Origin of the sequence: Embleya sp. NBC_00888 (assembly GCF_045207655.1) — a bacterium.
Lineage (GTDB): Bacteria > Actinomycetota > Actinomycetes > Streptomycetales > Streptomycetaceae > Embleya.
The window spans coordinates 4,794,976-4,821,762 of record NZ_CP108784.1 but is presented as its reverse complement, the minus strand read 5'-3'; the positions used below and the strand labels follow the sequence as shown (position 1 = coordinate 4,821,762).

24 protein-coding genes and 1 riboswitch are annotated in these 26,787 nt (G+C 70.3%); of the genes, 14 read left to right on the top strand and 10 right to left on the bottom strand.

Going from position 1 to position 26,787, the window contains the following annotated elements:
* Positions 1-8: 8 nt before the first annotated feature.
* A complete protein-coding gene (locus OG948_RS20335; RefSeq protein ID WP_406297883.1) occupies positions 9-914 on the top strand; it encodes a glycosyltransferase family 2 protein in 906 nt (301 codons plus the stop codon).
* A 120-nt stretch (positions 915-1,034) separates the two neighbouring features.
* On the opposite strand, the gene OG948_RS20330 is transcribed toward OG948_RS20335, so the two are convergent.
* The 3 genes from OG948_RS20330 to rfbB form a co-directional block, all read right to left on the bottom strand.
* Positions 1,035-1,997: an NAD-dependent epimerase/dehydratase family protein gene (locus OG948_RS20330; protein ID WP_406297882.1), complete on the bottom strand. Its 963-nt coding sequence runs from the start codon at positions 1,995-1,997 to the stop codon at positions 1,035-1,037.
* A 39-nt stretch (positions 1,998-2,036) separates the two neighbouring features.
* Positions 2,037-2,939 carry a glycosyltransferase family 2 protein gene (locus OG948_RS20325; RefSeq protein WP_406297881.1) on the bottom strand — a complete coding sequence of 301 codons (903 nt, stop codon included), beginning with the start codon at positions 2,937-2,939 and terminating at the stop codon, positions 2,037-2,039.
* 65 nt (positions 2,940-3,004) lie between these two features.
* Positions 3,005-3,982: a dTDP-glucose 4,6-dehydratase gene (gene rfbB / locus OG948_RS20320; RefSeq protein WP_406297880.1), complete on the bottom strand. Its 978-nt coding sequence runs from the start codon at positions 3,980-3,982 to the stop codon at positions 3,005-3,007.
* 118 nt (positions 3,983-4,100) lie between these two features.
* Between rfbB and rfbA the strand changes: the two genes are divergently transcribed.
* The 3 genes from rfbA to OG948_RS20305 all read left to right on the top strand — a co-directional run bounded on the left by rfbA (position 4,101) and on the right by OG948_RS20305 (position 7,471).
* On the top strand, positions 4,101-4,997 hold the full coding sequence (rfbA, locus tag OG948_RS20315) for a glucose-1-phosphate thymidylyltransferase RfbA (protein WP_406297879.1): 897 nt from the start codon (positions 4,101-4,103) through the stop codon (positions 4,995-4,997).
* A gap of 13 nt (positions 4,998-5,010) precedes the next feature.
* Positions 5,011-5,616 (top strand): dTDP-4-dehydrorhamnose 3,5-epimerase family protein, encoded by a 606-nt coding sequence (locus OG948_RS20310; RefSeq protein ID WP_395864455.1) that lies wholly within the window; start codon positions 5,011-5,013, stop codon positions 5,614-5,616.
* A gap of 265 nt (positions 5,617-5,881) precedes the next feature.
* Positions 5,882-7,471 carry a hypothetical protein gene (locus tag OG948_RS20305; protein WP_406297878.1) on the top strand — a complete coding sequence of 530 codons (1,590 nt, stop codon included), beginning with the start codon at positions 5,882-5,884 and terminating at the stop codon, positions 7,469-7,471.
* Positions 7,472-7,504: 33 nt separating this feature from the next.
* On the opposite strand, the gene OG948_RS20300 is transcribed toward OG948_RS20305, so the two are convergent.
* Entirely contained in the window at positions 7,505-8,755 is a 1,251-nt protein-coding gene (locus OG948_RS20300; RefSeq protein ID WP_406297876.1) for an acyltransferase family protein, read from the bottom strand.
* Between the two features lie 242 nt (positions 8,756-8,997).
* Between OG948_RS20300 and galE the strand changes: the two genes are divergently transcribed.
* A complete protein-coding gene (gene galE, locus OG948_RS20295; protein ID WP_406297875.1) occupies positions 8,998-9,966 on the top strand; it encodes a UDP-glucose 4-epimerase GalE in 969 nt (322 codons plus the stop codon).
* Between the two features lie 459 nt (positions 9,967-10,425).
* Positions 10,426-10,647: riboswitch (cyclic di-AMP (ydaO/yuaA leader) on the top strand.
* Between the two features lie 4 nt (positions 10,648-10,651).
* Positions 10,652-12,007: a transglycosylase family protein gene (locus OG948_RS20290; RefSeq protein ID WP_406297874.1), complete on the top strand. Its 1,356-nt coding sequence runs from the start codon at positions 10,652-10,654 to the stop codon at positions 12,005-12,007.
* Between the two features lie 177 nt (positions 12,008-12,184).
* On the opposite strand, the gene OG948_RS20285 is transcribed toward OG948_RS20290, so the two are convergent.
* Together OG948_RS20285 and OG948_RS20280 are read right to left on the bottom strand one after the other, a co-directional pair.
* Positions 12,185-14,218, bottom strand: a complete 2,034-nt coding sequence (locus tag OG948_RS20285) for a PIG-L family deacetylase (RefSeq protein ID WP_406297873.1) — start codon at positions 14,216-14,218, stop codon at positions 12,185-12,187.
* Positions 14,219-14,336: 118 nt separating this feature from the next.
* Positions 14,337-15,485, bottom strand: a complete 1,149-nt coding sequence (locus OG948_RS20280; protein WP_406297872.1) for an NlpC/P60 family protein — start codon at positions 15,483-15,485, stop codon at positions 14,337-14,339.
* 234 nt (positions 15,486-15,719) lie between these two features.
* Between OG948_RS20280 and OG948_RS20275 the strand changes: the two genes are divergently transcribed.
* The 6 genes from OG948_RS20275 (at position 15,720) to OG948_RS20250 (ending at position 21,854) form a co-directional block, all read left to right on the top strand.
* A complete protein-coding gene (locus tag OG948_RS20275) occupies positions 15,720-16,028 on the top strand; it encodes a hypothetical protein (RefSeq protein WP_395864725.1) in 309 nt (102 codons plus the stop codon).
* A gap of 315 nt (positions 16,029-16,343) precedes the next feature.
* On the top strand, positions 16,344-17,150 hold the full coding sequence (locus OG948_RS20270) for a hypothetical protein (RefSeq protein WP_406297871.1): 807 nt from the start codon (positions 16,344-16,346) through the stop codon (positions 17,148-17,150).
* Entirely contained in the window at positions 17,140-18,456 is a 1,317-nt protein-coding gene (locus OG948_RS20265; RefSeq protein ID WP_406297870.1) for a hypothetical protein, read from the top strand. Before OG948_RS20270 ends, OG948_RS20265 begins: the two co-directional genes overlap by 11 nt.
* Positions 18,456-19,967 (top strand): SCO6880 family protein, encoded by a 1,512-nt coding sequence (locus OG948_RS20260; RefSeq protein WP_402236012.1) that lies wholly within the window; start codon positions 18,456-18,458, stop codon positions 19,965-19,967. Before OG948_RS20265 ends, OG948_RS20260 begins: the two co-directional genes overlap by 1 nt.
* Before the next feature lie 60 nt (positions 19,968-20,027).
* Positions 20,028-21,371, top strand: a complete 1,344-nt coding sequence (locus OG948_RS20255) for an ATP-binding protein (protein WP_406300305.1) — start codon at positions 20,028-20,030, stop codon at positions 21,369-21,371.
* Positions 21,372-21,854, top strand: a complete 483-nt coding sequence (locus OG948_RS20250; RefSeq protein ID WP_406297869.1) for a hypothetical protein — start codon at positions 21,372-21,374, stop codon at positions 21,852-21,854.
* A 223-nt stretch (positions 21,855-22,077) separates the two neighbouring features.
* On the opposite strand, the gene OG948_RS20245 is transcribed toward OG948_RS20250, so the two are convergent.
* Positions 22,078-22,344, bottom strand: a complete 267-nt coding sequence (locus OG948_RS20245) for a hypothetical protein (protein ID WP_406297868.1) — start codon at positions 22,342-22,344, stop codon at positions 22,078-22,080.
* 98 nt (positions 22,345-22,442) lie between these two features.
* Entirely contained in the window at positions 22,443-23,363 is a 921-nt protein-coding gene (locus tag OG948_RS20240) for a DMT family transporter (RefSeq protein ID WP_406297867.1), read from the bottom strand.
* A 223-nt stretch (positions 23,364-23,586) separates the two neighbouring features.
* On the opposite strand from OG948_RS20240, the gene OG948_RS20235 reads away from it, so the two are divergent.
* Positions 23,587-24,084, top strand: coding sequence for a DUF6328 family protein (locus OG948_RS20235; RefSeq protein WP_406297866.1), 498 nt, complete (start codon positions 23,587-23,589; stop codon positions 24,082-24,084).
* Between the two features lie 47 nt (positions 24,085-24,131).
* Here the strand turns inward: OG948_RS20235 and OG948_RS20230 are convergent, their stop codons facing one another.
* Positions 24,132-24,401, bottom strand: coding sequence for a hypothetical protein (locus tag OG948_RS20230; protein WP_395864481.1), 270 nt, complete (start codon positions 24,399-24,401; stop codon positions 24,132-24,134).
* A gap of 77 nt (positions 24,402-24,478) precedes the next feature.
* On the bottom strand, positions 24,479-25,033 hold the full coding sequence (locus tag OG948_RS20225) for a MarR family winged helix-turn-helix transcriptional regulator (RefSeq protein WP_406297865.1): 555 nt from the start codon (positions 25,031-25,033) through the stop codon (positions 24,479-24,481).
* A gap of 382 nt (positions 25,034-25,415) precedes the next feature.
* Here OG948_RS20225 and OG948_RS20220 point away from each other — a divergent pair, with 382 nt between their 5' ends.
* The gene (locus OG948_RS20220; protein ID WP_406297864.1) at positions 25,416-26,675 is read left to right on the top strand and encodes an MFS transporter; all 1,260 of its coding nucleotides are present in this window, start codon (positions 25,416-25,418) and stop codon (positions 26,673-26,675) included.
* The last annotated feature ends 112 nt before the right edge of the window (positions 26,676-26,787 follow it).

Sequence of the window (26,787 nt, the reverse complement as noted above, 5' to 3'; positions counted from 1 at the left end):
ATCCGGAGATGGTGTTGGAAACGATCGACGTCGCGATGCCCTACTACGGCGACGTGGGCATGATGCAGCAAGCCGTCCGAAGCGTCATCGCCCAGACCGACCAGAACTGGCGCCTGATCGTCACCGACGACGGCTCCGAACCCGGTGTACCCGAGTGGTTCGCGAGCCTCGAGGACAGTCGTATCGACTATCAGCGCAACGACCACCGGTTGGGTGTGACGAAGAACTACCAGAAGGTCCTCTCGCTGGTCGAGAACCCGCTGTTGGTCTTCATGGGCGGGGACGACGTGATGCTCCCGCACTACCTGGCCACCGTGCGGGACTGCCTGCGGGAATTCCCGGACGCGAAGATCGTGCAGCCCGGCGTACAGGTCATCGACACCGCCGGCAACCCGGCGATGCCGTTCGTCGACCAGGTCAAGCGGCATCTGTTCGCGCCCAAGGCGCAGGGCCGCCGGCTGTACGGCGGTGAGGACCTCGCGGTCGGACTGATCCGGGGCAACTGGCTGTACTTCCCCTCGCTGGCCTGGCGCAGCGACATCGCCAAGAAGGTCGGCTTCCCGGACGACCTGGACGAGGTGCACGACCTCGCCATGGTGATCGACGCGTTGTGCCTGCACGCGACCATGGTGGTCGACGACACGGTGTGCTTCCGCTACCGGCGGCACGCGGTCAGTCACTCCTCCGCCGCGGCCACCAGTGGTCGCCGGTTCGTCACCGAGCGGACCTACTTCACCGGCATGATCGAGCGCTTCGAGGCGCTGGGCTGGCACCGCGCGGCAGCCGCCGCGCGCAACCACATCGGCTCGCGGCTGCACGCGCTCACCCTGGTGCCCAAGGCGGTTCGCCGCGGGGACAAGGGCGGGGTGCGCAACCTGACCCGGCACGCGTTCGGCAACCCCCGCGCGCACTGACGGCACGAGGCCCCCGACGACGCGTTCGCGTCGTCGGGGGCCTCGTGGTGTCGGCGCTCGTGGTGTGTCGACGCCGGTGGGGTCCGTGCGGGCCGGCGGGGTCCGCGGCGCGGCGGTGGGTCAGGACACCCGCTCGCCGGCGTGGTGGGCCCACAGGCGTTCCATCGCGTGGCCGAGCGAGTGTCGCGGCCGCCATCCCAGCAGTTCGCTCGCGTGCTCCAGGGACATGCACTGCCACTGCTCGTTGGGGCCGGGGTCGGGCGATTCCTCGACGAGTGCGGCCGGCACGCCACTGGCCTCGATCAGCAGGCGGACCAACTCGCGGGCGGGCACGCCGGCACCACCGCCGACGTTGACCACCCCGCGCGCGCTCGACTCCGCGGCGGCGACCGAGGCGGCCACGACATCGTCGAGGTCGACGAAGTCCCGGCGTGCGCCCAGCGACGCGAAGGTCAGCCGCACCGGCTCGTCGAGCCCGGCGCCCGCCGACAACTTCGCGGCCACGCCGCCGAGCAGGCTGTGCCCGGGTTGGCCGGCGCCCACCACGTTGCCCACCCGCAGCACGATCGCGTCCAGGCCGTGCGATGCGACGGCCGCGCCGATCCGCTCGGTGCAGCGCAACTTCAGCTCGCCGTAGGCCATCGCGGGCCGCGCCGGGGAGTCCTCGCGGAGCACCGTGCCGACCGGGACCAGACCGTACTCGTGCACCGTGCCGAACTGCACCAGCCGCGGGGCCGGCGTCAGTAGCGCGATCGCCTCGATCAGGTTCTCCACCAGGGTCAGGTTCGCGCCGACGAGTTCCTCGTCGTTCAGCCCCCACATGCCGCCGGCCGCGTTGATCACGTGGGTGACCCGATGCTCGCCCAACACCTCGGCGACGGCCTGCGGTCGGGTGGCCTGGACGTCCAACGCCACGAAGGTCGCGGCGAGCGGTGTCGCCGGCTCGCGCCGACCGATCGCGACGACCTCGTGGCCGCGTTCGGTCAGGGCGGCGCACAGTGGGCGACCGATGAATCCGCTGCCGCCGAGGACGGCGACGCGCGCGGGCACGGCCGGCGGGGCGGCGGCGGTCGGTTCAGCCATGGTGCGATTCTCTTTCCGTCGAGGCCGCCGAGACGCGGGTCACCGCGCCTGGCGCACCGAACCGAACGCGTGCGCGACGATGTTCGACACGCTCTCCTTGCGCCCCGTACGCACCGCGCCCGGCAGCAGCGTCAACGCGTGCAGCCGCGACGCGACGTGGAAGCGGGCCGCCTTGGCCGTGCGGGGCCAACCGTGCTCCTGGGCGACCTTGGCCAGTTCCAGGAAGTAGCGGCGCTCCTCGGCGAACCGGGCACCGGTGCCGGCCGTGGTCGAGGAGATGCTGGCCGCGTGCCTGCGGTACTGGAAGCAGGTCGTGCTCGAGACGAGCAACTCCTCGCCGCGCAGCAGCAGTTCCATGACCAGTGCGAGGTCCTGGGTGACCCGCAGATCCTCGCGGAACGACACCGCCTTGAGCGCGTCGGCACGCCAGCACATCGACGGGAAGTACAACCAGTTGCCCCGCACCAGCCCGGTGGCCAACTCCTGGCCGCCCATCAGCCGATGGCCGTCCACCTTGGGTGCGTAGATCCGCCGCTTGGTCCCGTCCACCAGGGTCCGCAGCGGCTGGCCGAGTCCGTCGATGACCTCGACACCCGGCTGGATCATCGCGACGTCCGGAGCCACCGCGAGCGACGCGCGCATGCACTCCAGGTAGTTCGGCAGCATGATGTCGTCGGTCCCCATCAGGACCACCCGGTCGAACTCGACCAGACCGATGCACTTGCGGTAGTTGCCGGAGACGCCGAGGTTGCGTTCGTTGCGCTGGTACCGCACGCGCTTGTCGCCCAGCGCCTCGAACCACTCCGCGACGCCCTCCTCGCGGCCGTCGTCGACCACGGTGAGCCGCCAGTCCCGATCGGACTGCGTCATGACGCTGCGCACGGCGGCCTGCATCAGCGAAACGGGGCCGTAGTACGGCAACATGATGTCGAACGTGGTCATGGGATTCATACACCTAAGTGATCGGGCGACGGAGCGAGCGGTGGTGCGTCCACCATCGAGCCGGATCAGGCCCCGGATGCCCGGGCCTTCAACGGTTCCCACCAGGGTCGATTGGCCCTATACCAGGCTACGGTGTCCGCGAGGCCTCGGTCGAAGGGTATGGCCGGAGCGTAACCGAGTTCGTCCTGGATCTTTTGGATCGACAACGAGTAGCGCAGGTCGTGGCCCTTGCGGTCCTCGACCTGGCGAACCATCCCCCAGTCCGCCCCGCACGCTTCCAGAAGCAGGCCGGTCAGTTCCTTGTTGGTCAACTCGACGCCACCACCGATGTGGTACGTCTCGCCCGCACGCCCGAGGCGCATGACCTTCTCGATGCCCGCGCAGTGGTCCGCCACGTGCAGCCAGTCCCGCACGTTCGCGCCGTCCCCGTACAACGGCACCTGGTATCCGTCGAACAGGTTGGTCAGGAACAGCGGGATCATCTTCTCCGGGAACTGGTACGGCCCGTAGTTGTTGGAGCAGCGGGTGAGCACGACGTCCATGCCGTGTGTGCGGAACGCCGCGAGGGCCAGCAGGTCGGAGCCCGCCTTGCTCGCCGAGTACGGCGAGTTGGGGGCCAGCGGCCAGCCCTCGGTCCACGAGCCCTCGGCGATCGAGCCGTACACCTCGTCGGTGGACACGTGGACGAAGCGGTTCACCCGGTGCTTGCGCGCGGCGTCGAGGAGGACCTGGGTGCCCACGACGTTGGTGGTCACGAACTCCATCGCACCGGAGATCGACCTGTCGACGTGGGATTCGGCCGCGAAGTGCACCACGACGTCGTGACCGGGCACGATCTGATCGACCACGTCGGCATCGCGAATGTCGCCCTGGACGAAGGTGTACCCCGGGTGTCCCGCGACGCCGGCCAGGTTGGCGATGTTGCCCGAGTAGGAAAGCTTGTCCAAAACGGTGACCGTGTCGGACACGCTCGAACGGGACAACAAACCCCGAACGAACTCCGAGCCGATGAAGCCGGCCCCACCTGTAACCAAGATCTGCATAGAGAGGGGATTCTACACGCAGCCCCCCAAGCCTTTCCGGTGACCCCGCGAGTCGTTCGGGACCCACTCGTGATCCGACCGAACCTGGTGTTCACCCACACCACGTAGGGTGTGCGCCATGCGCGGCATTCTTCTCGCGGGTGGCACCGGCTCCCGTCTGTGGCCTTTGACCCAGGCTGTCTCGAAGCAACTCATGCCAGTCTTCGACAAGCCGATGATCTACTATCCGCTGTCCACTTTGATCATGTCCGGCATCCGCGAGATCCTGGTCGTCACCACCCCGCACGACCAGCCGCAGTTCCGGCGTCTGCTCGGGGACGGGTCGCGGCTGGGCCTGCGGCTCGAATACGCCGTGCAGGAGCGGCCCGAGGGAATCGCGCAGGCTTTCGTACTCGGCGCGGACTTCATCGGCGACGAACCGGCCTCCCTCGTCCTGGGCGACAACATCTTCCACGGTGTCGGTCTGGGACGGCAGTTGCGCGGCCACACGAGTCTGACGGGCGCTCGTGTCTTCGCCTGCCCGGTCGCGAACCCGAGTGCCTACGGCGTGGTGGAGTTCGACGCCGAGGGCCGGGCGCTGTCCATCGAGGAGAAGCCCGCTCGGCCCAAGTCCCGCTACGCGGTACCGGGGCTGTATTTCTTCGACAACCGGGTCGTGGAGTTCGCTCGCGGCCTCAAGCCCAGCGCACGCGGCGAGTTGGAGATCACCGAGATCATCGACGCCTACCTGCGCGCGGACGAACTGAACGTGACGCTGCTCGATCGCGGCACGGCGTGGCTGGACACCGGGACCTTCGACTCGATGGTCCAGGCGTCCGAGTTCGTCCGGGTCATCGAGCAGCGCCAGGGGCTCAAGATCGGCTGTATCGAGGAGGCCGCCTGGCGGGCGGGCTTCATCGACGAGGACGCGGTACGGGCGATCGCGACCCCCCTGCTCAAGAGCGGCTACGGCAAATACTTGCTCGATCTGCTCGACTACGGTGAGGGCCTGTCCCCCAATCCCGACAATCGTTGACGAGGAAGCTCGCATGGATATCCGCCCGCTCAGCATCGACGGGGTCTGGGAGATCACGCCGCGCCTGCACGGCGACCCGCGTGGCATGTTCACGGAGTGGTACCGGTTCGACCACCTGGCGAAGGTCGTGGGTCACCCACTGGACCTCGCGCAGGCCAACATGTCGGTGTCGGCTCGCGGTGTGGTCCGCGGCGTGCACTTCGCCGACGTCCCGCCCGGGCAGGCGAAATACCTGACCTGCGTGCGCGGCGCCCTGCTCGACGTCGTGGTCGATCTGCGGGTCGGGTCCCCGACGTTCGGTCGTTGGGAGAGCGTGCTGCTGGACGATGTCGAGCGCAAGGCGCTCTACGTCTCCGAGGGCATCGGGCACGGATTCTGCGCGCAGTCCGAGGACGCGACGCTGGTCTACCTGTGCTCGGCCACCTACGCCCCCGAGCGGGAACACACCGTGCATCCGCTCGATCCCCGGCTGGCGATCGACTGGCAGACCGACGCACCCGTGCTCTCCGCCCGGGACGCCGAGGCCCCTTCGTTCGACGACGCGACCTCCTCGGGGCTGCTCCCGCAGTACTCGATCTGCAAGGACTTCACCGACTCGCTCGGTTCCGTCGGCGCCTGATCCGGCGCGGTCGACGCCCCGTACGCGCAACCCGCGAGGGGGCTGTGAACGTCTCGATTCCTGTCCTGCCGGTCCATCCGCGCGTGATCGCCCGCGGGTCGACCGGCAGGCCCTTGCCCGGCCCCATTGAAGGAGATACCAGGTGGAGTGCGCCCCGTCGCCCGACCTTCCCACGTCCTCACCACCGAAGACCCTGTCGACGACGGCGGCCTCGTCGCCGGCGCCCTGGTGGCGGCGCCCGCTGTTGGTCTGTGCGGAAGGCGCTGTGGCGGTACTCACCGCGGTGGTGTTCGCCGTGTGGGCTCGCAACATCCGGGTCAACCCGATCAACCGGATCGGCCAGGTCAGCGGTCTGGCCATGCTGCAACTGCGGATGACGCTGATCGCGCTGCTGGTCATCGCGGCGCTGGTGATCGCCTACCGGCGGTTCGGTCCGGACCTGCAGGCGCTGTTCGTGCGCCTCTCGTGCGCCGTCGTGGCCGGACTCGCCACCGGCTTCGTCGCGGGCGGCACCACGATCGGTCTGCGCGGCACGCCGTGGCCGATCAACGGCGTCGGCGGTGACGTGGGCACCCTCGCGAACTGGGCGGGGGCGATCAACCGGGGCGAGTCGATTCCCTCGGGCGTGTACCCGCCGCTGTTCCCGGAACTGCTCGCGCTGTGGGCGAAGGTGTTCCGGCACGGGAACACCTCGTACGCCCTCCAGGACCTGCAGATCCTGATCATGGCGCTGATCGGTCCGGCCGCCTACCTCGCCTGGCGCCTGTGGTTCCAGCCGCTGTGGGCTCTGGCCATCGGCGTGACCAGCTCGATCCCGCTGTACGAGCCGGTCAAGCCCTACACCACGATCGTGCTGGTCGTGTTCGTGCCGATCATCGCGAAGTTCATCCAGGTCCTGCGCCGATCACCGCAGATGACGACGCGCGATCGGGTGACCACCGGTGCGGCCTTCGGCGTGATGCTGGGCGTGATGGTGATCGCCTACTCGGGCTGGTTCGTCTGGTCCGCGGCCGGTGTGCTGGTGACCTGTCTGCTGGTGTTGCCCTGGAAGCGCGGCTTCAAGGCGGCGATGGTCTTCGTGGTCGCGACGATCATCCCGTTCCTGATCATCGGCGGCCTGTACATCAAGGACCTGCTGCTCAAGGGTGGCGGCGAGAAGGACGACTACTTCTACTTCGACACCAAGGTCGACCCGGCCTACTTCCTGATGTGGCGCGGCGACTCGCCCGGCGAGGTGGGCATGTGGCCGCCGCCCGGCGAGCTCGGCGGCGTCGGCGTGTTCATGCTGATCCTGCTGCTGGGTCTCGCGGTCGCGCTCGCGCTCGGCATGCGGCGCTCGCTGGTGCTGGCACTCGTGGCCTGCCTGGCCAGCTCGTGGCTGATGCGCTTCTGGTTCGCGTCGCACATGTTCCAGGACCAGGCGGTGCAGCTCTACCCGCGCACCTCGATCGAGCTCGCCTACGTGATGCTGCTCCTGGTCGGCGTGGCGGTGCACCTGTCCGCGCAACGGCTGAAGTCGCTGTGGAACCGGTTCGTCGTGCACCGCACGGACCCGGCCACGGAAGCCGAGCCCAAGCACGTCGGCGCGCGCTGGCGCACGACTCCCGGGATGGCGAGCACGATCGGCGCGCTGGCCGCGATGGTCCTGCTGTTCGGCACCGCCGCCTCGTCGGTCGCCGACGACATCATGCCGGTGGACGACTCGAGCATCGGTTCGCTGACCTACCGCTCGCACCAGTTGCAGAAGGCCGGCGGCGAGTGCCCGCGCTACGCGAACAAGCACAAGTGCCAGCGGCTGGGCACCCCGCCGTGGAAGCTCCCGGTCCGCAACACGCCGGGGGCGAACAACGGCTGAGCGGGAACCGCGGGACCCAAGGGCCGGGTGGTCCTAGCGGTTCACCGATACGGAAGAGGGCGGCGTCGAGGGCGAGGAACCCGGCGCCGCCTTCGTCGTGTCCGAGGTGGCCGTCTCGGCTTGGGCGGGCTTGGGCTCCGGCAACCGGGACCGGAACAGGCCCGGGGTCCAGTCCTTCAACCGCATCGCGGGCTTCTCCACCAGGTACCACGAAGCGGCGGCCAGAACGAAGGTGCCGACCAGCGACAGGCCGAGGTAGGCCATGAAGCCGTGGCGGTTGTACCCGAGCACGACCAGGAACTGCTCGACGACGAAGCCGTAGATATAGATGCCGTACGACAGGTCGCGCTTGCGGCCGACCACCCGGAAGGGCTTGGGCAGGCGCACCGCGAGCCACATCAGGGCGTACGCGAAGGCCGGGAAGCCGATCACGAAGAAGCCGCCGAAGCGCATGCTCGCGAACAACGCGACGATCGAGACCACGCCGAGCACGTCGTTGACCGGGATGCGCTCCTGGTAGAGCTGGAAGAGCATGCCGACGCAGAAGAGGAAGCTCAGGTAGATCAGATACTGGCTGTGCAGCGGGCCGATGAACTCGCTCAGGATCGGCACGTGGATGTTGGTGCCGTTGGTGTTCTGCGGACCGCGCCAGCCGGGGGCGTTCACCAGGTCCATGACGATCCAGCCGTACAGCAGGGTGGTCACCAGCAGCACGAACCGGCGGGATCCGCGCAGCACGCCGGACCAGGCCATCGCCGCGACGACCACGTAGCAGGTCATCTCGTAGCTCAGCGACCACAGCGCGCCGTCGAAGCCGGGGTCGAAGGCGTGCCCCTCCTTCTTCCCGGTGGCCAGGATGTTGGAGATGTCCAACTGCCGCAGACCGGTCCACCAGTTCGCGCGGATGTAGTCGAACGGGCCTTCGCCATGGCGCCAGAAACCGTCCAGCGAACCCTGCTGGTGACGGAACATGATCGGCGCGGCCACCAGCGCGGTGAACAGCACGCAGACCCACAGACCGGGCAGGATGCGCAACATCCGGTGCCACAGGTAGCGCCCGGTCGTGGTGCGCATGCCGCTGCGGGTGATCAGGAAGCCGGACAACACGAAGAAGCCGTACACGGACATCCGGCCGAGGCCGACCTGCATGCCGGTGAAGCCGTTGCCCGGCTCGTGCTTGCCGAAGCCGCCCAGGATGTGCGCGTGCGCCACCACGACCGCTGTGGCCAGCAGGAGCCGGATCAATCCGATGCTGTTGTCCCGGCCGGAGAATCGTTCGGCCAACGTTCCATGCCGACCCACTCCGAAGTCGCGTCGCACGCGCTTTACGCCCTTCCCGATGTGGCCGCCCCAGAAGCGACGCAGGATCCCTCCTGAGCGAATATGCGCCCTGCCCACGAGATCCTGTGCATGGTAACGGTCGACCCGACCCCGGGTCAGGCACCCTGGAAGGGGTGCGTCGGACGGGTCGCCGCGCGCGGTTCGCGCTCCCTCCGCGAACCCGGGATGCCGGGTAGGGTCGCCTCATGAAGTGGCTTGTCACCGGCGGTGCCGGGTACATCGGGACGCATGTCGTGCGGGCGTTGCTCGCGGCCGGCGAGGATGTGGTCGTCCTCGACGACTTCTCCACGGGCGCGCGCGAACGGGTTCCCGAGAAGGTGCCGCTGGTGGTCGGCTCGGTGCTGGACCGGGCGCTGCTGGACGAGACGTTCCGGGCGCACGCCGTGGACGGCGTGGTGCACATCGCGGCGAAGAAGCAGGTGCCCGAATCGGTCGCGCGCCCCCTCTACTACTACGAGGAGAACGTCGAGGGCCTGCGCGTCCTGCTCGCGGCCATGGTCGCGGCCGACGTCACGCGCGTCGTGTTCTCCTCCAGCGCCGCCGTCTACGGCATGCCCGACGTCGACCTCGTCGACGAGGACACCCCGTGCCTGCCGATCAACCCGTACGGCGAGAGCAAGCTCGTCGGCGAGTGGATGATCAAGGCCACAGCGCGCGCGCACGGCATCTCGTACGCCGCGCTGCGCTACTTCAACGTCGCGGGCGCGGGCGCGCCGGAGCTCGCGGACGAGGGCGTGTTCAACCTCGTGCCGATGGTGCTGGAGAAGCTGACGGCGGATCAGCCGCCGGTGATCTTCGGGGACGACTACGACACCCCGGACGGCACCTGCGTGCGCGACTTCATCCATGTGGTGGACCTGGCCGAGGCGCACGTGGCGGCCACCCGTCGGCTCGGCACCGACCCGGACGCGCGGCTGGTGTTGAACGTCGGTCGCGGTGAGGGCACGTCGGTGCGCGAGATGGTGGAACTCATCCGCGAGGTCACCGGTTTGCGCGACATCGCGCCGGAGCTGCGACCCCGGCGCGCGGGCGACCCGGCCCGGGTGGTCGCGAGCGCCGATCGCATCACCACCGAACTGGGCTGGAAGGCCCGGCACGACACGGCGGACATGGTGGAGAGCGCCTGGGCCGGCTGGCGCGCGCAGCGCGGCTGAGTCCCGCACACACCGCCCGCGGCGCCGCGCATCGGCCGGCGCCGCGAGCGGTCGCGGGCGGTGTCGCGTCGCGATCCCGCGACGGCGCAGGGTGAAGTCGCCTGGGGCAAATCGGACATGGCGCGCTTCGTTTGTGGGACGAATCACGTCGACCACGGGTGCGAACGCCCATGTCGGTGGGCAGGCGCCCGGTCCGCGCGACGCCACACGCGATGCGGATGTGACGAACGGGACGTAGGTGATCTTTCCCGGGTGATCGACCTACACGGCGACCAAGGGCCGTTGTCACGCGTTTCCGTCCCTTCCACCACGGAACGCCAACTACGGTCCTTTCCGTAAGGGATCATCTACATTGCGCTCATCCGCAAAACGGATAATCGACGTCTATCCGACACAGACTTGTGATCTTCGGCGAGGCCTGCTTAGCGTTCGATCCGTCCGTATCCCACACGGACCCCGATCGCCGGTACGCCGAATCCTGTCGCCGGCCGTTCGGGAGGCTGACGAGCACCACACGACAGGAGCGGGGGAACCACAGGTGAACCGCCGCGAACGGCCCCGATCTCGATGATCGGACGCCGCGAACGGCTTGGGGTGAAGCCATGTCCTTCGGGACGTGGCCGGGCTATCGATCTCCGGCCCGAATCCGACAGCTCACCTCGTAGGCGTGGGAGAGGATCCAGCCATGCTGTCCGGAACCGGGCGTCATCGCCGTCGCAGCACCAGTAGGACCACGCGTCTGATCGCCGCGGCGGGTGTCGCCGGAGTCGGCGTCGCCATGCCGATCATCGGCGCGGGCACCGCCCAGGCCGCCTCCGTGAGCACCTGGGACAAGGTCGCCCAGTGCGAGAGCACGGGCAACTGGCAGATCAACACCGGAAACGGCTTCTACGGCGGCCTGCAGTTCACCGCGAGCACCTGGAAGGCGTTCGGCGGCACGGAGTTCGCCGCCCGGGCCGACCTGGCGACCAAGGGTCAGCAGATCGCGATCGCCGAGAAGGTCCTCAAGGGCCAGGGCCCCGGCGCGTGGCCGGTGTGCTCGGTCAAGGCGGGCCTGACCCGAGGCGGCGCCGCCGCCGACGTCGACACCGGCTCCTCGGCCGGCAAGACCGCGCCGAAGACCGCTCCCAAGACCGAGACCGCCAAGCCGGCCCCGAAGAAGACGGAAGCCGCGCCGAAGATCGAGGTCAAGACCGAGGCTCCGAAGACCGAGGCCCCCAAGGCCGAGGCCCCGAAGACCGAGGCACCCAAGACCGAGACGCCGAAGACCGAGCCGGCCGCCGCGACCTCGTCCTATGTCGTGGTCACCGGCGACACGCTCTCCAAGATCGCGAACGCCGCGCACGTGCCCGGCGGTTGGCCGAAGCTGTACGAGGCCAACAAGTCCGTCGTCGGCGAGAACCCCGACCTGATCTTCCCGGGTCAAAAGCTCGCGGTCGACGGCAAGGCCGCGCCGACCACCACCAAGACCGAGGCCGCCGAGCCCAAGGTCGAGGTGCAGAAGGCCGAGACGCCGAAGACCGAGGCGCCCAAGGCCGAGGCCCCGAAGGCCAAGACGGAGAGCAAGCCGGCTCCGAAGGCCGTGACCACCAAGACCGAGGCCGCCAAGACCGACTCGACGACGACCGCCTCCGGCTCGTACGTCGCCCCGGTCTCGGGCGCCACGCTCACCGCGAGCTTCGGCTCCGGCGGCTCGCGCTGGTCCAGCGGCAGCCACACCGGCCAGGACTTCGCGGTCTCGACCGGCACCACGGTGCGCGCGGTCACCTCGGGCACCGTCGTGTCGGCCGGTTGGGGCGGCGCGTACGGCAACGAGGTCGTCATCCGGCACGCGGACGGCAAGTACACCCAGTACGCGCACCTGTCCTCGATCTCGGTCAAGGCCGGGATGAAGGTGCAGACCGGCCAGAAGATCGCGCTCTCCGGCGCGACCGGCAACGTCACCGGCCCGCACCTGCACTTCGAGGTCCGCACCACGCCGAACTACGGCTCCGCGGTCAACCCGATGACGTGGCTGCGCAGCCACGGCGTCAGCGTCTGAGTCACCCGCTCCACCCGCTGCACCCGCTGCATTCGAGTCACCGCTGCACCGAACGGCGGGCGTTCCCTCCCGGGAGCGCCCGCCGTTCGCGTGTGCGGACCGGTGCGCGTGTCCGAACGGTTCGCGTGTCCGAACGGTTCACGTGTGCGGACCGGTGCGCGTGTCCCGACGGTGCCGTCAGGGCAGCCGCGCGGTGCGCAGCGCGCCGTCCGGACCGAGCCACAGGGCCACCGCGTGCCCGGCGCCGTCCGGCGCGCCGGTGGGATCGACCGCGACCGCGCGCTCGTCGAGCACGACCGGCGCCCCGGACGCGCCGAGCACGATCGGCCGGCCGTCGGCGTCCCGGGTCAGCGTCGCCGTCGTGCCGTCCGCTCGGGGCACTCGGCTCAACGCCTCGTAGCCCGCGCCCGCGGCGCCCGAGCCGGCCGGCACCCACCCGTTCGGCCCGCCCTCGACCACGCTCGCGATCTCCGGTGTGCCGGCCCGCCGGTAGGCGACGCCCACCCTGCCGTCGGCGCCCACCGACACGGCGGGCGGGCCCGCCGGTCGCTCGGCCGCGATCGTGCGCGGCGGCCCCGACCGCTCGCCGACCGGTTCCCAGTAGCGGATGCCCTCGCGCGCAGTGCCGAAGACCACGACCCGGCCGTCCGGGCGGGTCACCGCGCCGGGCCCCTCGACGATCTCGCCGCCGCCCAGGTCCCGCCACGGCGACCACGTGTCGCTCCCGGCGGGCCGATGACGGCCGCTGATCCCCTTGTCCCGGTCGCGCACGAACAGGTACAGCCCGCCCGCGCCGTCCACTGCGACCACCGGTGTGCCCGGGCCGCGTCCGTCGCCGTCGGGGTTGCCCAGGCGGTGCCACGGCCCCAATTCGCCGCCGGGCGTCGTCTCGGTCGCCGTGAGGATCTCGAACCGGTCCCGATCGGCCCGTCGGGCGCCGCCGATGCGCAGCGCGAACACCGCGATCCGGCCGTCCGCCGTGCGCACCGCGGCGAGCCCCGGGGCGAGTTCGCCGTCGCCGGGGCCGGGCATCGAGTGCGCCGGGGACCAGTTCGGGCCGCCGACGGCGTCCTGGGTCCACCGGGTGACGCGCCCGCCGAGCACGGCCCACGCGGTGAGCCGGCCGTCCGCGCCGAGCACCGGGCGCACTCCCGCGTTCGGGTAGCGGTAGGTGGTGCTCTGCGGCCAGTTGGTCCCGGGCGCGGTGTCCCGCACCTTGAGGTCGCCGCAGTCCACCCGACCCGGGCAGTGACGCACCCGGTCCGTCCAGCCGTACACCCGGTTGATCCCGTCCTTGCGCTCGCGCGCCGCCGGCGCCAGATTGTGCGGCCAACGCTCGTTGTAGTAGCCCCGGTAGGCGATCGCGGCGGCGCTCGCGGCCGGTCGATCGGCGTTGTACCGGCGCAGCGCCTCCCACGTGAACTGCGCGGCGGCGGTGTGGTCCTGGTGGTCCGAGACGCCGCCGTTGTCGGCGTGTACGGGGTGCGCGCCATCGTGTCGCTGCCGATCCGGCTCCGGGTCGAGCGTGCGCACCACGGTCGGCGTCTGGGCCCGCATCAGGTCCGCGAGCGAGTCGATCAGGCCGTCCCTGGTGTACGTGTAGGGTCCGCCCGCCGGCTCGTCCCGTGGGGCCAGCGTGTCCAGTTCGCGTTCCGAGCCGTTCCACAACGTGCGCAGCCGCCCGTGCGCGCCGATGCCCTCCTCCTTGCGGGTGTTGAGGAACACCAGCTTGATGTTCGGGGCGTCCACGAGTCGGTCGAGTTCGGCGTGCGCGCCGTCGCGCAGCCGTACGCTGTGCCGCTCCCAGCGCGCCGCGCGATCCCCGAGCGCCATGAACGCGTACGCGGCGCGTGAGCCGTTGTTGCGCGCGGCGGCGTACGCCTGGGGATCGGGCCGTCCGCCGGGGCCGTTGCGCCCGTCCGCCTCGCCCGCGGTGAGGAAGACCGTGACGCTCTCCGTGCCCGCCCGCACCGCGCGGTCCACGTCGGGGTTCATGAAGTAGAGGTCGTCGTCCTGGTGCGCGACCACCTGCATCACCGCACCGGTCGTGCCGGGCCGCGGTGTCAGGGTCTCGATGCCGATCGGTCGGGTCGGCGCGTGGTACGGGGGCGAACCGTACGGGCCGGTCAGCTTCACCACCCCGAGCGCGAAGCCCAGCGCCAGGACGCCGACCACCGCGGTGAATCTGCCGGTGCCGGGGATCATCGCCATCTCGGCCGGTACCTTTCTGCCGTCGCGGGCGAACCGGCCTCATCATCGCCGGTCGCCGGCGCCCGCCCGCACCCGGCACGGCCCGATCGGCCGGCCGGAAACGCGTGGCGCCCGGCGGTCAGCGTGCCCGCGCGCCGCCCGCACCCGCGCCGCGCGGCTCGGCCGCGGCCGGAAGTCGGGCCGGCACCTTGCCGCCCGACGCGGTGGAGCGGCCCGGGTCGGCGGCCGGACTGCCCGCGCCCGAATCGTTGTTCGCCGAGCCGGGGCTGCGGTCCGGCAGCGACTTCGCGCCCTCGGGCGTGACCCGGGTCGCGCCGATGTAGTCCGGCTTGTCGATCGGGCCGAACTTGATCACCGTGCCGGTGTACGGCGCGTGGATCATCTGGCCGTTGCCCACGTAGATCCCGACGTGGTGGATGCTGCGCGGGTCGCTCAGGTCGGTGGCGAAGAACACCAGGTCGCCGGGCAGGAGTTGGTCGCGTGAGGGGTGCCGGCCGGCGTTCCACTGGTCGTTGGCCACCCGGGGCAGTTTGATGTTCACCGTCTCGTAGGCGGCCTGGGTCAGCCCCGAGCAGTCGAACCGGCCGCCGTCGGCCGCGGTGCCCTCGCCGCCCCACAGGTAGGGGGTACCGAGCTTGGTCTGCGCCCAGTTGACCGCGCCCGCCGCCTGCGCCATCGGCTGGAGCGGGGCCTGCACCACGCCGAAGCTCTGCTCCAGCGAGCGGATCGACTTCACGTAGTCCTGGGTCTGGGTGTAGGGCGGGATGCCCTTGTACTGCATCACCCGGTACGCGCCCGCGTTGTACGCGGCGAGCATGTTGTTGGTGCGGTCGCCGGGCACCGAGGCGACATATTTGGCCAACGAGCAGTCGTAGCGCGCCGCGGCCGGGATGGCGTCGGCGGGATCCCACGGGCTCGACTTGCCGTCCCCGTTGCCGTCGGTGGCCCACTCCGGCCAAGTCGTGGGCATGAACTGGGCGATGCCCTGGGCTCCCACGTTGCTCACCGCGTTCGGGTCGAAGCCGCTCTCCTGGTAGAGCTGCGCGGCGAGCAGCGCCGGCGAGATCTCCGGGCAGAGCCGCCCCCACTTGTCGATCGCCGCCGCGTACGCGGCGGGCACCGTGCCGGGAGCCAGCGCCATCGTGCCGCCCACGCCGGTCTGCGTACCGGACGCGGATTGCATCGCACCGACGCCTACAGTGAGAAGACCGACCAGACCGAAGGGAATCGCGAACGCGATGCCACCGGCGACCCAGGCTTTGCGCATGGCGGGCACCCCCGATTCTCCGCGGCCGGGACGGGCCGCGACGGACTCTCCGTCCACATTGTGCGCGCCACGATTGCTCAGCGCAATCACCCGTGATACACACAGTGAGCAGACACACTTGCCGAGGTGGTAGCCCGATCGGCTTCCCCACAGCACAATAAACGAACGACCCACTCCTCCAGTCGAATGCGACCGGAGGCAACCAAAAGCCCGACCTCGGGGGCGGTGAACAACGTGTTTCTTGGCGAAGGCAATGGCGACATCAATACGATCATCGGCGGGATAGCTCCGGACTGGGGCCCGTTCGCGAAGCTGGGGGCGGAGGCCCGGATCATGGTCGAGGTGATCATGGCCGTCGCACTGCTGCTGTGCCTGGCCCTGGCCATCTGGGGCGCGGCGAAGCAGCGCATAGGTGCCACCGCGATGCGCGACACGTTCAGCGCGGAGCAGGGCAAGGGCCTCATCATCGCCGGCCTGACCGGTGTCTTCATCATCGGATCGCTCGGGACGCTGTTCACGATCGTGTACGGAATGGCGATCTAGACCGATTCGCACCCTGCCGTCCCCAAGGTGGCGAATCCCGTGGTGTTTCATCCCGGGCGCGGCGCACTTCGGTGTGCCGTGCGCCCCGAAACCGGAATGCCCCATTCCGCATTCGAGGCAGAGCAGCAATTCCGGTTCCTTTACCGGACAATCGAGCCTGTGTTCACGCAACAGCGCGGTGCCACCGGAATGAGTTCCCATCTGGGAAGATCGTTCCGGCTGCAACCGAACCCGGCGGCGCTCCGCCGCCGGGGACAGTGTTGTGCGCGCGGGTCGTCCGTATCTTCCGGCCTGCCGCGGTAAGGGGGACAGGCCATGAGCGACGAGGAACCCGTCACGCGTACCCGGCTGCCCAGACCCACCTCCTCACCGGAGGATCCGCAGCCCGGACGCAACCCCATACTGTCCGGGATCGGTGTGGTCGTGGTGGTCGCCGTGGTGATCGTTTCCCTGTTGTTCGCCGCCAACCGCTCGGACGAGGACGACGGTTCCACCACGGGGGACGCCGCGAAGACCTCCGCCGCGCCCGAGCCGTCGAGCGGACCGCCGCTGTCCGCCGCGCAGTTGCCCGAACGCGTCGAGTCGGGTGTGCCGGTCGGCTACCCGCAGACCGCGGAGGGCGCCCAGTCCGCCGCGGCGAACTTCGTCGTCGCGTTCGGCTCGGACCGGATGTTCCGGGCCCAGCCGCGCACCGCGATCATCACCACGGTCACCGACCCGACGGTCCGGGACGGTCTGCTCGCGCGCGCCGACCAGACCTACCGCACGCAGACCACGACATTCGGCCTGCAACCGGACGGCTCGCCGCCCAAGGGACAGACCTTCGTTTGTCGGGCCGTCCCGATGGGCACCAAGTCCGTTGTCTTCGGTGCCGCTTCGGCGACCGTCGAGGTCTGGAGCGTCGGCGTGGTGGGCCTGGCCGGACCCGGCTCCACCAAGCCGGTGGCCGAGGCGTGGAACACCACCACGATGAAGTTGTCGTGGGTGAACGGTGACTGGAAGCTGGTCGAGTTCAGTCAGAAGGAGGGCCCGACTCCGGTCTCCGGGCTACAGGATCCGTCCAGCGCCAACGACATCGCCAAGGCCGACGGGGAGTTCGGGGAATTGCGCCATGCACGCTGACCGGGAACGCCGCAGCCTTCGCAACCGATTCCTGACCCTCGGCGGGACACTGACCGCGGCCTGGACCGTCGTCGTGCTCGGCGCCGGCCGCGCGTGGGCCGAGCCCACACCGGGCGCCACCACACCGCCCGGCGGCACACCCAGCCCCAGCGCACCCGCGAGCAAGCCGGAGTGCGACCTGCTCACCGGCCCCGCCAAGGACATCTGCAACAACGGCGGCCCCAGCGCTCCGGGCACCGGCCCGCTGGGCACCGTCACCGACCCGCTCGGCTCGATCGCCAAGGGCTGCGCCGACGCGGCCACCTGGATCATCGACAAGCTCGCGGGCGCGGTCAACGACACCACGCAGGTGGACTTCACCAACCCCGGCTTCCTGCGCCAGTACGCGGTGGTGTTCGCCGCGTCCACGTTCCTCACGCTGATCCTGTGGATACTCGCGGTCGCCAAGCGCGCCGTGCGCGGGGTCCCGATCGGCACCGCGATCAGCGAGGCGGTCGGCTACCTGTGGCTCGCGGTGATCGCGTCCGCGTTCACGCCGCTGATGCTCTATCTGGCCGTCTCGATGACCGACGCGGTCACCGCGGCCATCGCCACCGGCACCCAACAGGACACCAACAAGTTCCTCGGCGGCTTCTCCAAGGCGCTCGATCCCGCGAGCGACCTCGGCGGCGGGCCGGTGATGCTCATCTTCGTGTCCTTGCTCTCGATGGCCGCCGCGGCCGTGCTGTGGGTCGAACTCCTGGTCCGCGCCGCGATGTTGTACGTCGGCGCGATCCTGGGCACGGCGGTGTACTCGGGCCTGGTGGACAAGGCGATGTGGCACCACGTCCGGCGCTGGGCCGGGATCATGATCGCGGTACTGCTCGCCAAACCGGTGATCGTGATCGTGCTCGGACTGGCCACGGCGGTCACCGCCGGCGGCAAGGACGACGCGTTCTCATCGGTGCTCTCGGGCCTGGCGATCCTGTTCCTGTCCATCTTCGCGAGCGTGCTCATCTACCGTTTCGTCCCCAGCATCGGCGACGACATGGCCTCGCTGCACAGCAGCCGCAAGGCGATGCAGTCGGCGGGTCCGGCGTCCATGGTCAACGGCCCGGCCACGTACGTGAAGCAGGGCATCCAGGCGCACGCCTCGCGGGGATCGACCGGTTCCGGCTCTGCCCCGGTGACCGCGAACGCCGTATCGTCGGGCATTGCGGCCCATGGCACCAGGGGCGGCGGCGGATCGGGCGGCGCCCCGACTCCGGCACCGACGCCTCCGGCCAACCCCGCGGCAACGCCTCACGCGAGGAACGGTAAAGAGTAATGACAACGCAACCGGTCGCCCGACGGCGGACCTTCCTGATCGGCAAGGCCAAACCCACCGCCGTCATCGGCAAGAACCGCGAGCCCGGTGAGATCTTCCTGATCATCGCGGCCGGCGGACTCGCCCTGATGTGGGGCCTGTTGGTGCCCGTCCTGGTGATCCGCATCGCCGGTCTGGTCGGCTTCCCGCTGCTCGCGTTCGCCGCCGTGTACATGCCGTACAAGAAGCGCACGTTCTACAAGTGGTGGGAGATCAACCGCACCTACAAGCGCACGCTCAAGCGCGGCGCGAAGTACCGGTCCGCGGTCACCGAGGCGGGCACCAGGCTGACCGGTCAGGGTGTCGCGGTCGGCGCCCCGCCCGGGGTCGGCCGGGTGACCTGGTCGAGTGTGCCGTTCGGCCCGGACGACCTGACCGTGCTGCTGCACCTGGAACGGCGCACGGTCACCGCCGCCGTCGAGATCGAGGGCCCGGGTGTGGGGCTGCGCGACTCGGAGGACCAGGAGGCGCTGGTCGAGCGGTTCGGCACGCTGCTCAAGCACGTGGCGAACGGCGACGGCTTCGTCACCCGGTTGCAGGTGCTGGCCCGGACGCTGCCCGCCGACCCGGACGCGCACGCCAAGGACGTGGCCCGGCGCGGCGACCACAAGGCGCCGCTGTGGGTCCAGGACTCCTACGAGCAGCTCCAGTCGATGGTCTCCACTTCCTCCGAGCAGCACCGGGCCTACCTGATCGCGTGCATGCACTACACCCGGGAGCTGGCCGCCGAGGCGAACGTGATGGGCAAGGGCGACAAGGGCATCGGCGTGGTGATGGCACGTGAACTCACCGACGTCTGCGCCCGGTTGACCGAGGCGGACATCCGGGTCCGGCAACCGCTGAACGAGGCCCGGTTGTCCTCGCTGATCCACTCGATGTACGACCCCGAGCACCAGATCGACGCGTTCGAGGGCATGCAGGCGCGCTACGCGTGGCCGGCCGAGCTGGACGCGACGCACCAGAACTACCTGGAGGCCAAGACCCGCGAGTCGGACTCGGCCGAGCCGTGGTGCCACGCCACCGCGTGGATCAAGGAGTGGCCGCTGACCCCGGTCGGCGTCAACTTCCTGGCCCCGCTCCTGGTGCACACCCCGGACGTGATCCGCACCGTCGCCGTCACGATGGACCTGGAACCCACCGACGTGGCGATCGAGCGCATGCTCACCGAGAAGACCAACGACGACGCGGACGCGGCCCGCGCGGCCAAGATGAACCGGGTGGTCGACCCGCGCGACATGGCCCACACCGGCCGGGTCGACCAGCGCGGCGAGGACCTGGCGGGCGGCGCGGCGGGAGTGAACATCGTCGGCTACATCACGGTGTCCTCGCGCAATCCCGACCAACTCTCCCGGGACAAGCGCACGATCCGCGCGTCGGCGGGAAAGTGCTTCCTCAAGCTGGAGTGGTGCGACCGCGAGCAGCACCGCGCGTTCGTCAACACGCTGCCGTTCGCGACGGGCATTCGCAAGTGAGCGTCGGCGGCCACGACAGTGGCCGCGACGGAGGGATGAGGTGATCACGTGTCGGGTCTGATGTCCACGTTGACCCAGGGCTTCTCCGGCATCATCTTCGGCCGCAACGAGACCCAGCGGCTGCCGGTGCGTACGTCCACCGGCCAGGCCCAGGCGGTCTACCTGCCCACGGCCGCACCCGGGCTGGGCGACTCGGGCGTGATCATCGGCCGCGAGGTGTACTCCGGCAAGGGCTACATCTACGACCCCTTCCAGCTCTACGGTCAGCAACTGCCCGCACCGCACTGGCTGGTCCTGGGCGAGTCCGGGAACGGCAAGTCGGCGCTGGAGAAGACCTACGTGCTGCGCCAGCTGCGTTTTCGCGACCGCCAGGTGGTGGTCCTGGACGCGCAGGGCGAGGACGGCGTCGGCGAGTGGAACCTGATCGCCGAGGCGCTGGGCGTCAAGCCGGTCCGACTGGACCCCAACGACCTCTCCGGCGACGCGGTCCGGCTCAACCCGCTGGACCCGGCGATCGCCGTCACCGGCCAGCTGGCGCTGTTGCGCACCATCATCGAGGTGGCGATGGGCCACTCGCTCCAGGAGCGCGCCGGCTACGCGCTCAAGGCCGCGCACACGCACGTGATGCGCACCGTGCACGGGCGGCAGCCGATCCTCCCGGACATCGTCGAGGCGTTGCGCAATCCGACCCCCGAGTCGTGCGAACTGCTCAGCCTGGACGTCAAGGACGTCCGGGTCTGGGGTCTGGACGTCGCGCTGGTCCTGGACCGGCTCACCGACGGCGACCTCAAGGGCATGTTCGAGGGGCCGACCACGGACGGCATCGACCTGGACTCGCCGCTGATCATCTTCGACCTGTCGCACATCGACCGGAACTCGATCGCGATGCCGATCCTGATGGCGATCGTCGGCGTGTGGCTGGAGCACACCTGGATCCGGCCGGACCGGGTCAAGCGCATCTTCCTGGTCGAAGAGGCGTGGCACATCATCAACAGCCCGTTCGTGGCCCAACTCTTCCAGCGCCTGCTCAAGTTCGGCCGCCGGTTGGGCCTGTCCTTCGTCGCGGTCGTGCACCACCTCTCCGACGTGGTGGACGGCGCGGCGGCCAAGGAGGCGTCGGCGATCCTGAAGATGGCCTCGACCAGAACCGTGTACATGCAGAAGTCGGACGAGGCGCGCGCGACCGGGAAGGTGCTCGGCCTGCCCCGGTGGGCGGTGGAGATCATCCCGACGCTGACCCCGGGTATCGCGGTGTGGGACGTCAACGGCAACGTACAGGTGGTCAAGCACCTGATCACCGACACCGAGCGGCCGATGGTCTACACCGACCGCGCGATGACCGAGGACGCGGTGGAGGAACGGGTGCGCGCCGAGGCGGCGTTGGCCGACGACCCGGCGGCGTAGATGGGCTCGCCCGGACAACCGCCGGAACCGCGCCTGCCCACGCCGGGCCGGGCGCCCTCGCGTGGCGTCCCGGACGGCCTGCTGATCGCGGGCCTGTTGCTGCTGATCGCGGGCACCGCGGTGATCTGGCTCTCCACCGGGTTGGCCGCGCTGGCGAGCGGCAAGGACTGGCCGGACGGGGTCACCTACCGCCGGTCGGCACTCGCCATGCGCTCGGTGTTCGGCACGCCCGACGACCTGCCCCGCGCGTGGCCGGACACCCCGCCGGGGCAGTTGCCCACCCCCACCGCGTTCTGGGTGTCCTTCGGCTTCGTGGTGCTGCTCCTCCTGATCGCGGCGGGCTGCGTGTTCCGGTGGTGGTTGCGCCGGATGGCGGCGAGGGCCGCGCGTGCGCCGGCGGCGGCCGCGGTCCCGAACGCACCGGCACAATCGCCGAATTCACTTGCCCCGAACCGGAATCAGCGGCTCCCCGACGGGGAATGATGCGCTTGCGTCCTCGGCGAGGACGCCCCCGAACGTGGCCGGGCCTGGTCGCCGCGTGGCCGTACGGTCACCCGACGATCGGCCCGACCCACCAGGATCGTGGCGCATGGCCCTGATGGGTTTTTTCCGGCGGTCGGGTGATCGGTGCCGTGGGGTGGCCTCGGACGCCGACCGGGCCGGTTTTCGGCCACTGCCACGGAATGGCGCCACCCCGGTGATCGGTTCAGTCCGTCCAGGTCATGCATTCTTCGCAGCGGTAGGCGCGTGGACCGGACTTGTATTCCACCTTGTCGGATTTGCGGTAGTACTTGCACGCGCGGTTCTTGCAGACGATCGGGTGGCCGTCGACCGCCTCGGCCGGTAACGGCGCCGTCTCGTAGGTGCACGGCGTGGGTGGGAGCTTCTTGTAGTAACCCCCCGTCGCCGGCAACGCGGTCGGGTCGAACGGTGAATACGCGGCCCCGTCGGACACATCCTCGGACACGTGCATGGCACCTCCTCCGTGTGCCGGCACGCTAGCCGAGAAACGGGCGTGGGGCGGGTGGTTCGGGATGGTTCCGCCCGAAGGGCCGACGGGGCCGCGTGGGTTCAGTCGCGGACCGGCAGGCCGGTCGCGCGTCGGTGTACGGCGATCGAGGTCAGCACGAGAAGGCCGCCGAGCAGTTGCACCGGGCCGAGCCGCTCACCGCGCAGGAACGCGGAGAGCACGGTCGCGGTCAGCGGTTCGAGCAGCACCGCCACGATGGCGCCGGCCGGGTGCGCGCGGCCGAGGGCGGTGAAGTAGGCCACGTACGCCGCCCCGGTGGGCAGCACACCCAGGAAGACCACCGCGCCCAGGACGTCGGCGCGCATCGGCACGGTCATCCCGACCACCAGCCCCGCGGGCAGCAACAGGCAACCCCCGAACAGGAATCCGAGGCCGGTCACCGCGACCCGATCGAGCGTGGGCAGGGCCGGTCGGGAGTCCAGGGTCAGCACCGCGAACCCACCGGCGGCCACCAGCGCGAAACCCGCACCGACGAGCGCGCCGCCCGCACCGCCCGCGGGTGTGCCGAGCAACAGGACCAGACCCAGCGCGGCGGCGGCAAGGCTCGCGAGCACGATCCGGCCGGGTCGGCGCCGCTCGCGCACGGCCGTGCCGACGGTGACCATGAGGTGTACCGCGACCATGGTGGTGAGCGTGGCCAGACTCACCGAGCCGGCCAACACGGCCGCGAAGTAGGCGGCCTGGAACACCGTGAACAGCGCACCGGCGCCCGCGATCCGGGCGAGTTCGGCCCGGCTCGGGCGGCGTACCCGCAGCCGCCCCGTGGCGAGCGCGTAGCCGGTGATCAGCAGACCGCCGGCGAGCAGCCGGTGGGCCGCGATGGCCACCGGGTGCAGACCGGCGCGGCCGGCCAGGACCGCGCCGGCGATCCCGCCGGTGCCCCACAGGACTCCGGCGAGGACGAACAGATCGAGCCCGGATCGGGTGTTCCGGGCAGCGTGCACGAAGGTACGAACAGACATGGAAAGGCTCCGGCTTCGACGCCAACAGGACAACGTCGGAGCGGGGCGGCACCGGTTCGGGCCAGGTCGGGCAGGGGCCGCGACCCAAACCGTCGGATCGGACCCGGGGACACCCCGCTCAGTGGCGGGGCGGCGGGCAGATCGACCAGTCTCGGTGCATGGACGACACCCTAACGCCGCGCCGGCGTCGCGGGCCGGTGATTTCACAGCGCCGGGAGAGGATGTGAAACGTTTCTTCGGGCAGCAGCCCACCATGGACGAAACGTCGAAGGAGCGGCTGGACCGCGAACTGAACGAGTTGCTCCAAGGGCTGCGCATCGCGATCCCGGGTGTGCAGTTCATGTACGCGTTCCTGCTGACGGTGCCGTTCGCGCAGGGTTTCGCGCGGGTGACCGAGTTCCAGAAGGACGTCTTCCTGGTGGCGTTGATCTCGACCGCGCTGTCCTCGGTCTGCTTCATCGCACCGGCCGTCCAGCATCGACTGCTGTTCCGGGGCGGCGCCAAGGACGTCCTGCTCAGGCGGTCGAACCGCTACGGGATCGCCGGCGCCCTCGCCCTCGCGGTGGCCATGACCTCGGCGATCCTGCTGGTCGTGGATTACCTGTTCGGCCGTTCCTGGGCGTTGTCCGTGGCGATCCCGCTCTCGGCGCTGATCCTGTGGGTGTGGCTGCTCCAGCCGGTGATCACCCGCTTCCGGCGGGCCGGCGACCCGCTTCCCTGAAGCTTCGCGCACAAGGCTTCAGCGGGTCGCGTCGGATCCGAATCGGATCAGACCCATTCCAGGAGCCGGGCCGCGTGTGCCCGGACCGGGCACGGTACGGGCACGCCGCAGCCACACTCGCCGGCCTCGGCGGGCCGGTGCCGGATCAGCGTGCGGGTGACCACCAGGCGGTAGTCGAGCAGTGGGTCCTCGGCCGGGCGCGGGGCCCTCGGGCGCGGCGCGCGCAGGATGCGCGGCGCCGGTCTGGACAGTCCCTCGGGCAGCGGTCGGTCCAGCCGCTCGATGTCGCCGCGTTGCCGCGGAATGCGCACTCGCATGTATCCGGTCCCCTTCTCGTCCGGTGTCCCGCCGTGGGCGGCGCACCCGAGCGTGGCAGCGCTCGGAGCCCGCCGGATCACTCCGTGTCCAGGCGCCCGCCCGCGTCCGGCTGGGATTCCTCGACCCGCGCCAGCATGCCGCGCAGGCCGGCCGCGAGCGCGTGCCGCTCGGCCGGACCCAGGTCCTGGAGCAGACCGGCCTCGAAGACCGCGGCCTCGCGCACCACGCGCAGCCACACGTCCCGACCGGTCGTGGTCAGTTCGACGATCACCCGCACCCGGTTCTGCTCGTCCCGGGTTCTGGTGACCAACTCCTCGGCGACCATCCGGTCCAGCCGATGGGTCATCGCCGCCGGGGTCAGGCCCAATCGGCGGGCCAGGTCGCCGGGGCTGAGCCGGTAGGGGCGGCCGACCAGCACCAGCGCCTTGAGCACCTCCCACTCGGCGTTGGTGATGCCCAGCGCGGTGAGTTGGCGGCCGTACGCGACGTTCATCCGGCGGTTGAGCTTGGACAGCGCCGCCACGATCGTCTCGACCTGCGGGTCCACCTCGGGGAACTCGCGCTGGAAGACGGCGAGGTACTCCTCGATGTCGCCTTCGTCCGCTGTTGCCTGCTCGGCCCCCTCTGTCATGCCCGGAAGTATCGCATCTTCGGCCCGCTCGGCCGCCGTCTCCGGGCCGTCGCGACACAAGGCGTTGGACGTCGACGCTATAGATCCGTATAGTTTAGCTCTGAAGTCTTCAGGCTTGAGGACTCGGACTCTTCGGATCAGGCACGGCGGCGACGCCGGCGTGGGCCCGGACCAGGCGCGCCCTGGACTCCGGTCGCCCCCGGCGCACCCGCCTCGACGCGGATACAGGCGGTCCCTCGCCGCCGGACTCGGGCATGCCCCGGGCCGGCGACGGTCGGCTCGGCTGCTCCCGCACGCCTCCGTACGCCCGAGCCCGGTCTGCGGACCGATCCCCGCGGGCCGGAGCAACCGGCCCGCGCGACCGGTAGTCGGGAGGTGTGTGATGGCGACCCAGGGCGCTCTGCGTCGGATCCAGCTCGGTAACGCGCTCAGCGCGTTCGGCAGCGGTTTCACGGTGCCGTTCCTGTTCGTGTACGTGACGCGGGTACGAGACCTGTCGGCCGGTCAGGCCGGCCTCATGTTCAGCGTGCTCGCCATCGCCGCGCTGTGCGCGCTCCCGATGGTCGGTCCGGCGATCGACCGGCGCGGACCCCGCCCGGTGGTCGCGGTCGGCTCGGTGGTGGCCGCGCTCGGCGCGCTGACCCTGGGTCTGGCCCGCGGCGAGCTGCCGGTGATGGTGGGCGCCGCGCTGCTCGGGGCCGGCGTGGCCGCGATCCAGCCCGCGCTGGCGACGATGATCGTGCGGTGTACGACGGCGCCGACCCGCGCTCGCGCGTTCGCGCTCCAGTTCACCTTCAACAACCTGGGCCTGGGCATCGGCGGGCTGATCGGCGGCCTGATCGTCGACCCGTCGCGGCCGGCCAGCTTCACCCTGCTGTTCGCCATCGAGACCACGATGTTCCTGGTGCTCGGCGCGGTGTGCGGCACGGTCCGGCTGCCCGCGGTGCCTGCCGCGCCGGCCGGGACGGTGCCGGGCGCGGGTTTCCGGCATCTGCTGCGAAACCGCGCCATGGTCCGGCTGTGCGTGGTCAGCGCGGTCATCTTCTTCACCTGCTACGGCCAGTTCGAGTCGGGCCTGGCCGCGTTCGCGACCGAGGTCAGCCGGATCTCGCCGAGCATGTTGGGTGTCGCGCTCGCGGCCAACACCGCGGTGATCGTGCTCGGTCAGCTCACCGTCCTGCGGATCACCCAGCGCCGCCGGCGCAGCACGGTGATCGCGGCCACCGGCCTGGTCTGGCTGCTCGCCTGGATCGTGACCGCGGTGTCCGGTCTGGTGCACGGCGACAAGGTCGCGGCGGCGGTCACCATCATCATCACGTTCGCGCTGCTCGGCGTGGGCGAGTCGCTGCTCGCGCCGACCCTGGGACCGATGGTCGCGGACCTGGCACCCGCGCACCTGCTCGGCCAGTACAACGCGGCCCAGTCCCTGGTGAAGCAACTCGCCATGGCGGCGGGCCCGGCCTTCGCCGGCGTCATGGTCGGCGCCGGCCTGTACGGCCCCTACCTGGCCGCCCTGATGGCCTGCTCACTCCTGATCACCGCACTCGCCCTACGCATGCGCCACACCCTCAACCCCGCCCAAAACGGCACAATAATCGCCGAATCCACCCCCCACCCCACCCCCCAGGCCCTCACAGCCTGACCACCAACCTCCCCCCGACCGGCGCATGACGCCAACTCACCCCGGCCGGCGCATGAGGCCAACTCAGCCCGGCCGGCGCTTGAGGCCAAATCAGCCCGGCCGGCGCTTGAGG

Coding starts and splice junctions, on each gene's coding strand:
- OG948_RS20285 (WP_406297873.1), bottom strand. CDS start 14,218: ATGGCGATGATCCCCGGCACCGGCAGATTCACCGCGGTGGTCGGCGTC.
- OG948_RS20265 (WP_406297870.1), top strand. CDS start 17,140: ATGCACGCTGACCGGGAACGCCGCAGCCTTCGCAACCGATTCCTGACC.
- OG948_RS20310 (WP_395864455.1), top strand. CDS start 5,011: ATGGATATCCGCCCGCTCAGCATCGACGGGGTCTGGGAGATCACGCCG.
- OG948_RS20255 (WP_406300305.1), top strand. CDS start 20,028: ATGTCCACGTTGACCCAGGGCTTCTCCGGCATCATCTTCGGCCGCAAC.
- OG948_RS20280 (WP_406297872.1), bottom strand. CDS start 15,485: ATGCGCAAAGCCTGGGTCGCCGGTGGCATCGCGTTCGCGATTCCCTTC.
- OG948_RS20250 (WP_406297869.1), top strand. CDS start 21,372: ATGGGCTCGCCCGGACAACCGCCGGAACCGCGCCTGCCCACGCCGGGC.
- galE (WP_406297875.1), top strand. CDS start 8,998: ATGAAGTGGCTTGTCACCGGCGGTGCCGGGTACATCGGGACGCATGTC.
- OG948_RS20290 (WP_406297874.1), top strand. CDS start 10,652: ATGCTGTCCGGAACCGGGCGTCATCGCCGTCGCAGCACCAGTAGGACC.
- OG948_RS20220 (WP_406297864.1), top strand. CDS start 25,416: ATGGCGACCCAGGGCGCTCTGCGTCGGATCCAGCTCGGTAACGCGCTC.
- OG948_RS20325 (WP_406297881.1), bottom strand. CDS start 2,939: ATGACCACGTTCGACATCATGTTGCCGTACTACGGCCCCGTTTCGCTG.
- OG948_RS20225 (WP_406297865.1), bottom strand. CDS start 25,033: ATGACAGAGGGGGCCGAGCAGGCAACAGCGGACGAAGGCGACATCGAG.
- OG948_RS20260 (WP_402236012.1), top strand. CDS start 18,456: ATGACAACGCAACCGGTCGCCCGACGGCGGACCTTCCTGATCGGCAAG.
- rfbB (WP_406297880.1), bottom strand. CDS start 3,982: ATGCAGATCTTGGTTACAGGTGGGGCCGGCTTCATCGGCTCGGAGTTC.
- OG948_RS20240 (WP_406297867.1), bottom strand. CDS start 23,363: ATGTCTGTTCGTACCTTCGTGCACGCTGCCCGGAACACCCGATCCGGG.
- OG948_RS20230 (WP_395864481.1), bottom strand. CDS start 24,401: ATGCGAGTGCGCATTCCGCGGCAACGCGGCGACATCGAGCGGCTGGAC.
- rfbA (WP_406297879.1), top strand. CDS start 4,101: ATGCGCGGCATTCTTCTCGCGGGTGGCACCGGCTCCCGTCTGTGGCCT.
- OG948_RS20245 (WP_406297868.1), bottom strand. CDS start 22,344: ATGCACGTGTCCGAGGATGTGTCCGACGGGGCCGCGTATTCACCGTTC.
- OG948_RS20330 (WP_406297882.1), bottom strand. CDS start 1,997: ATGGCTGAACCGACCGCCGCCGCCCCGCCGGCCGTGCCCGCGCGCGTC.
- OG948_RS20335 (WP_406297883.1), top strand. CDS start 9: ATGGTGTTGGAAACGATCGACGTCGCGATGCCCTACTACGGCGACGTG.
- OG948_RS20270 (WP_406297871.1), top strand. CDS start 16,344: ATGAGCGACGAGGAACCCGTCACGCGTACCCGGCTGCCCAGACCCACC.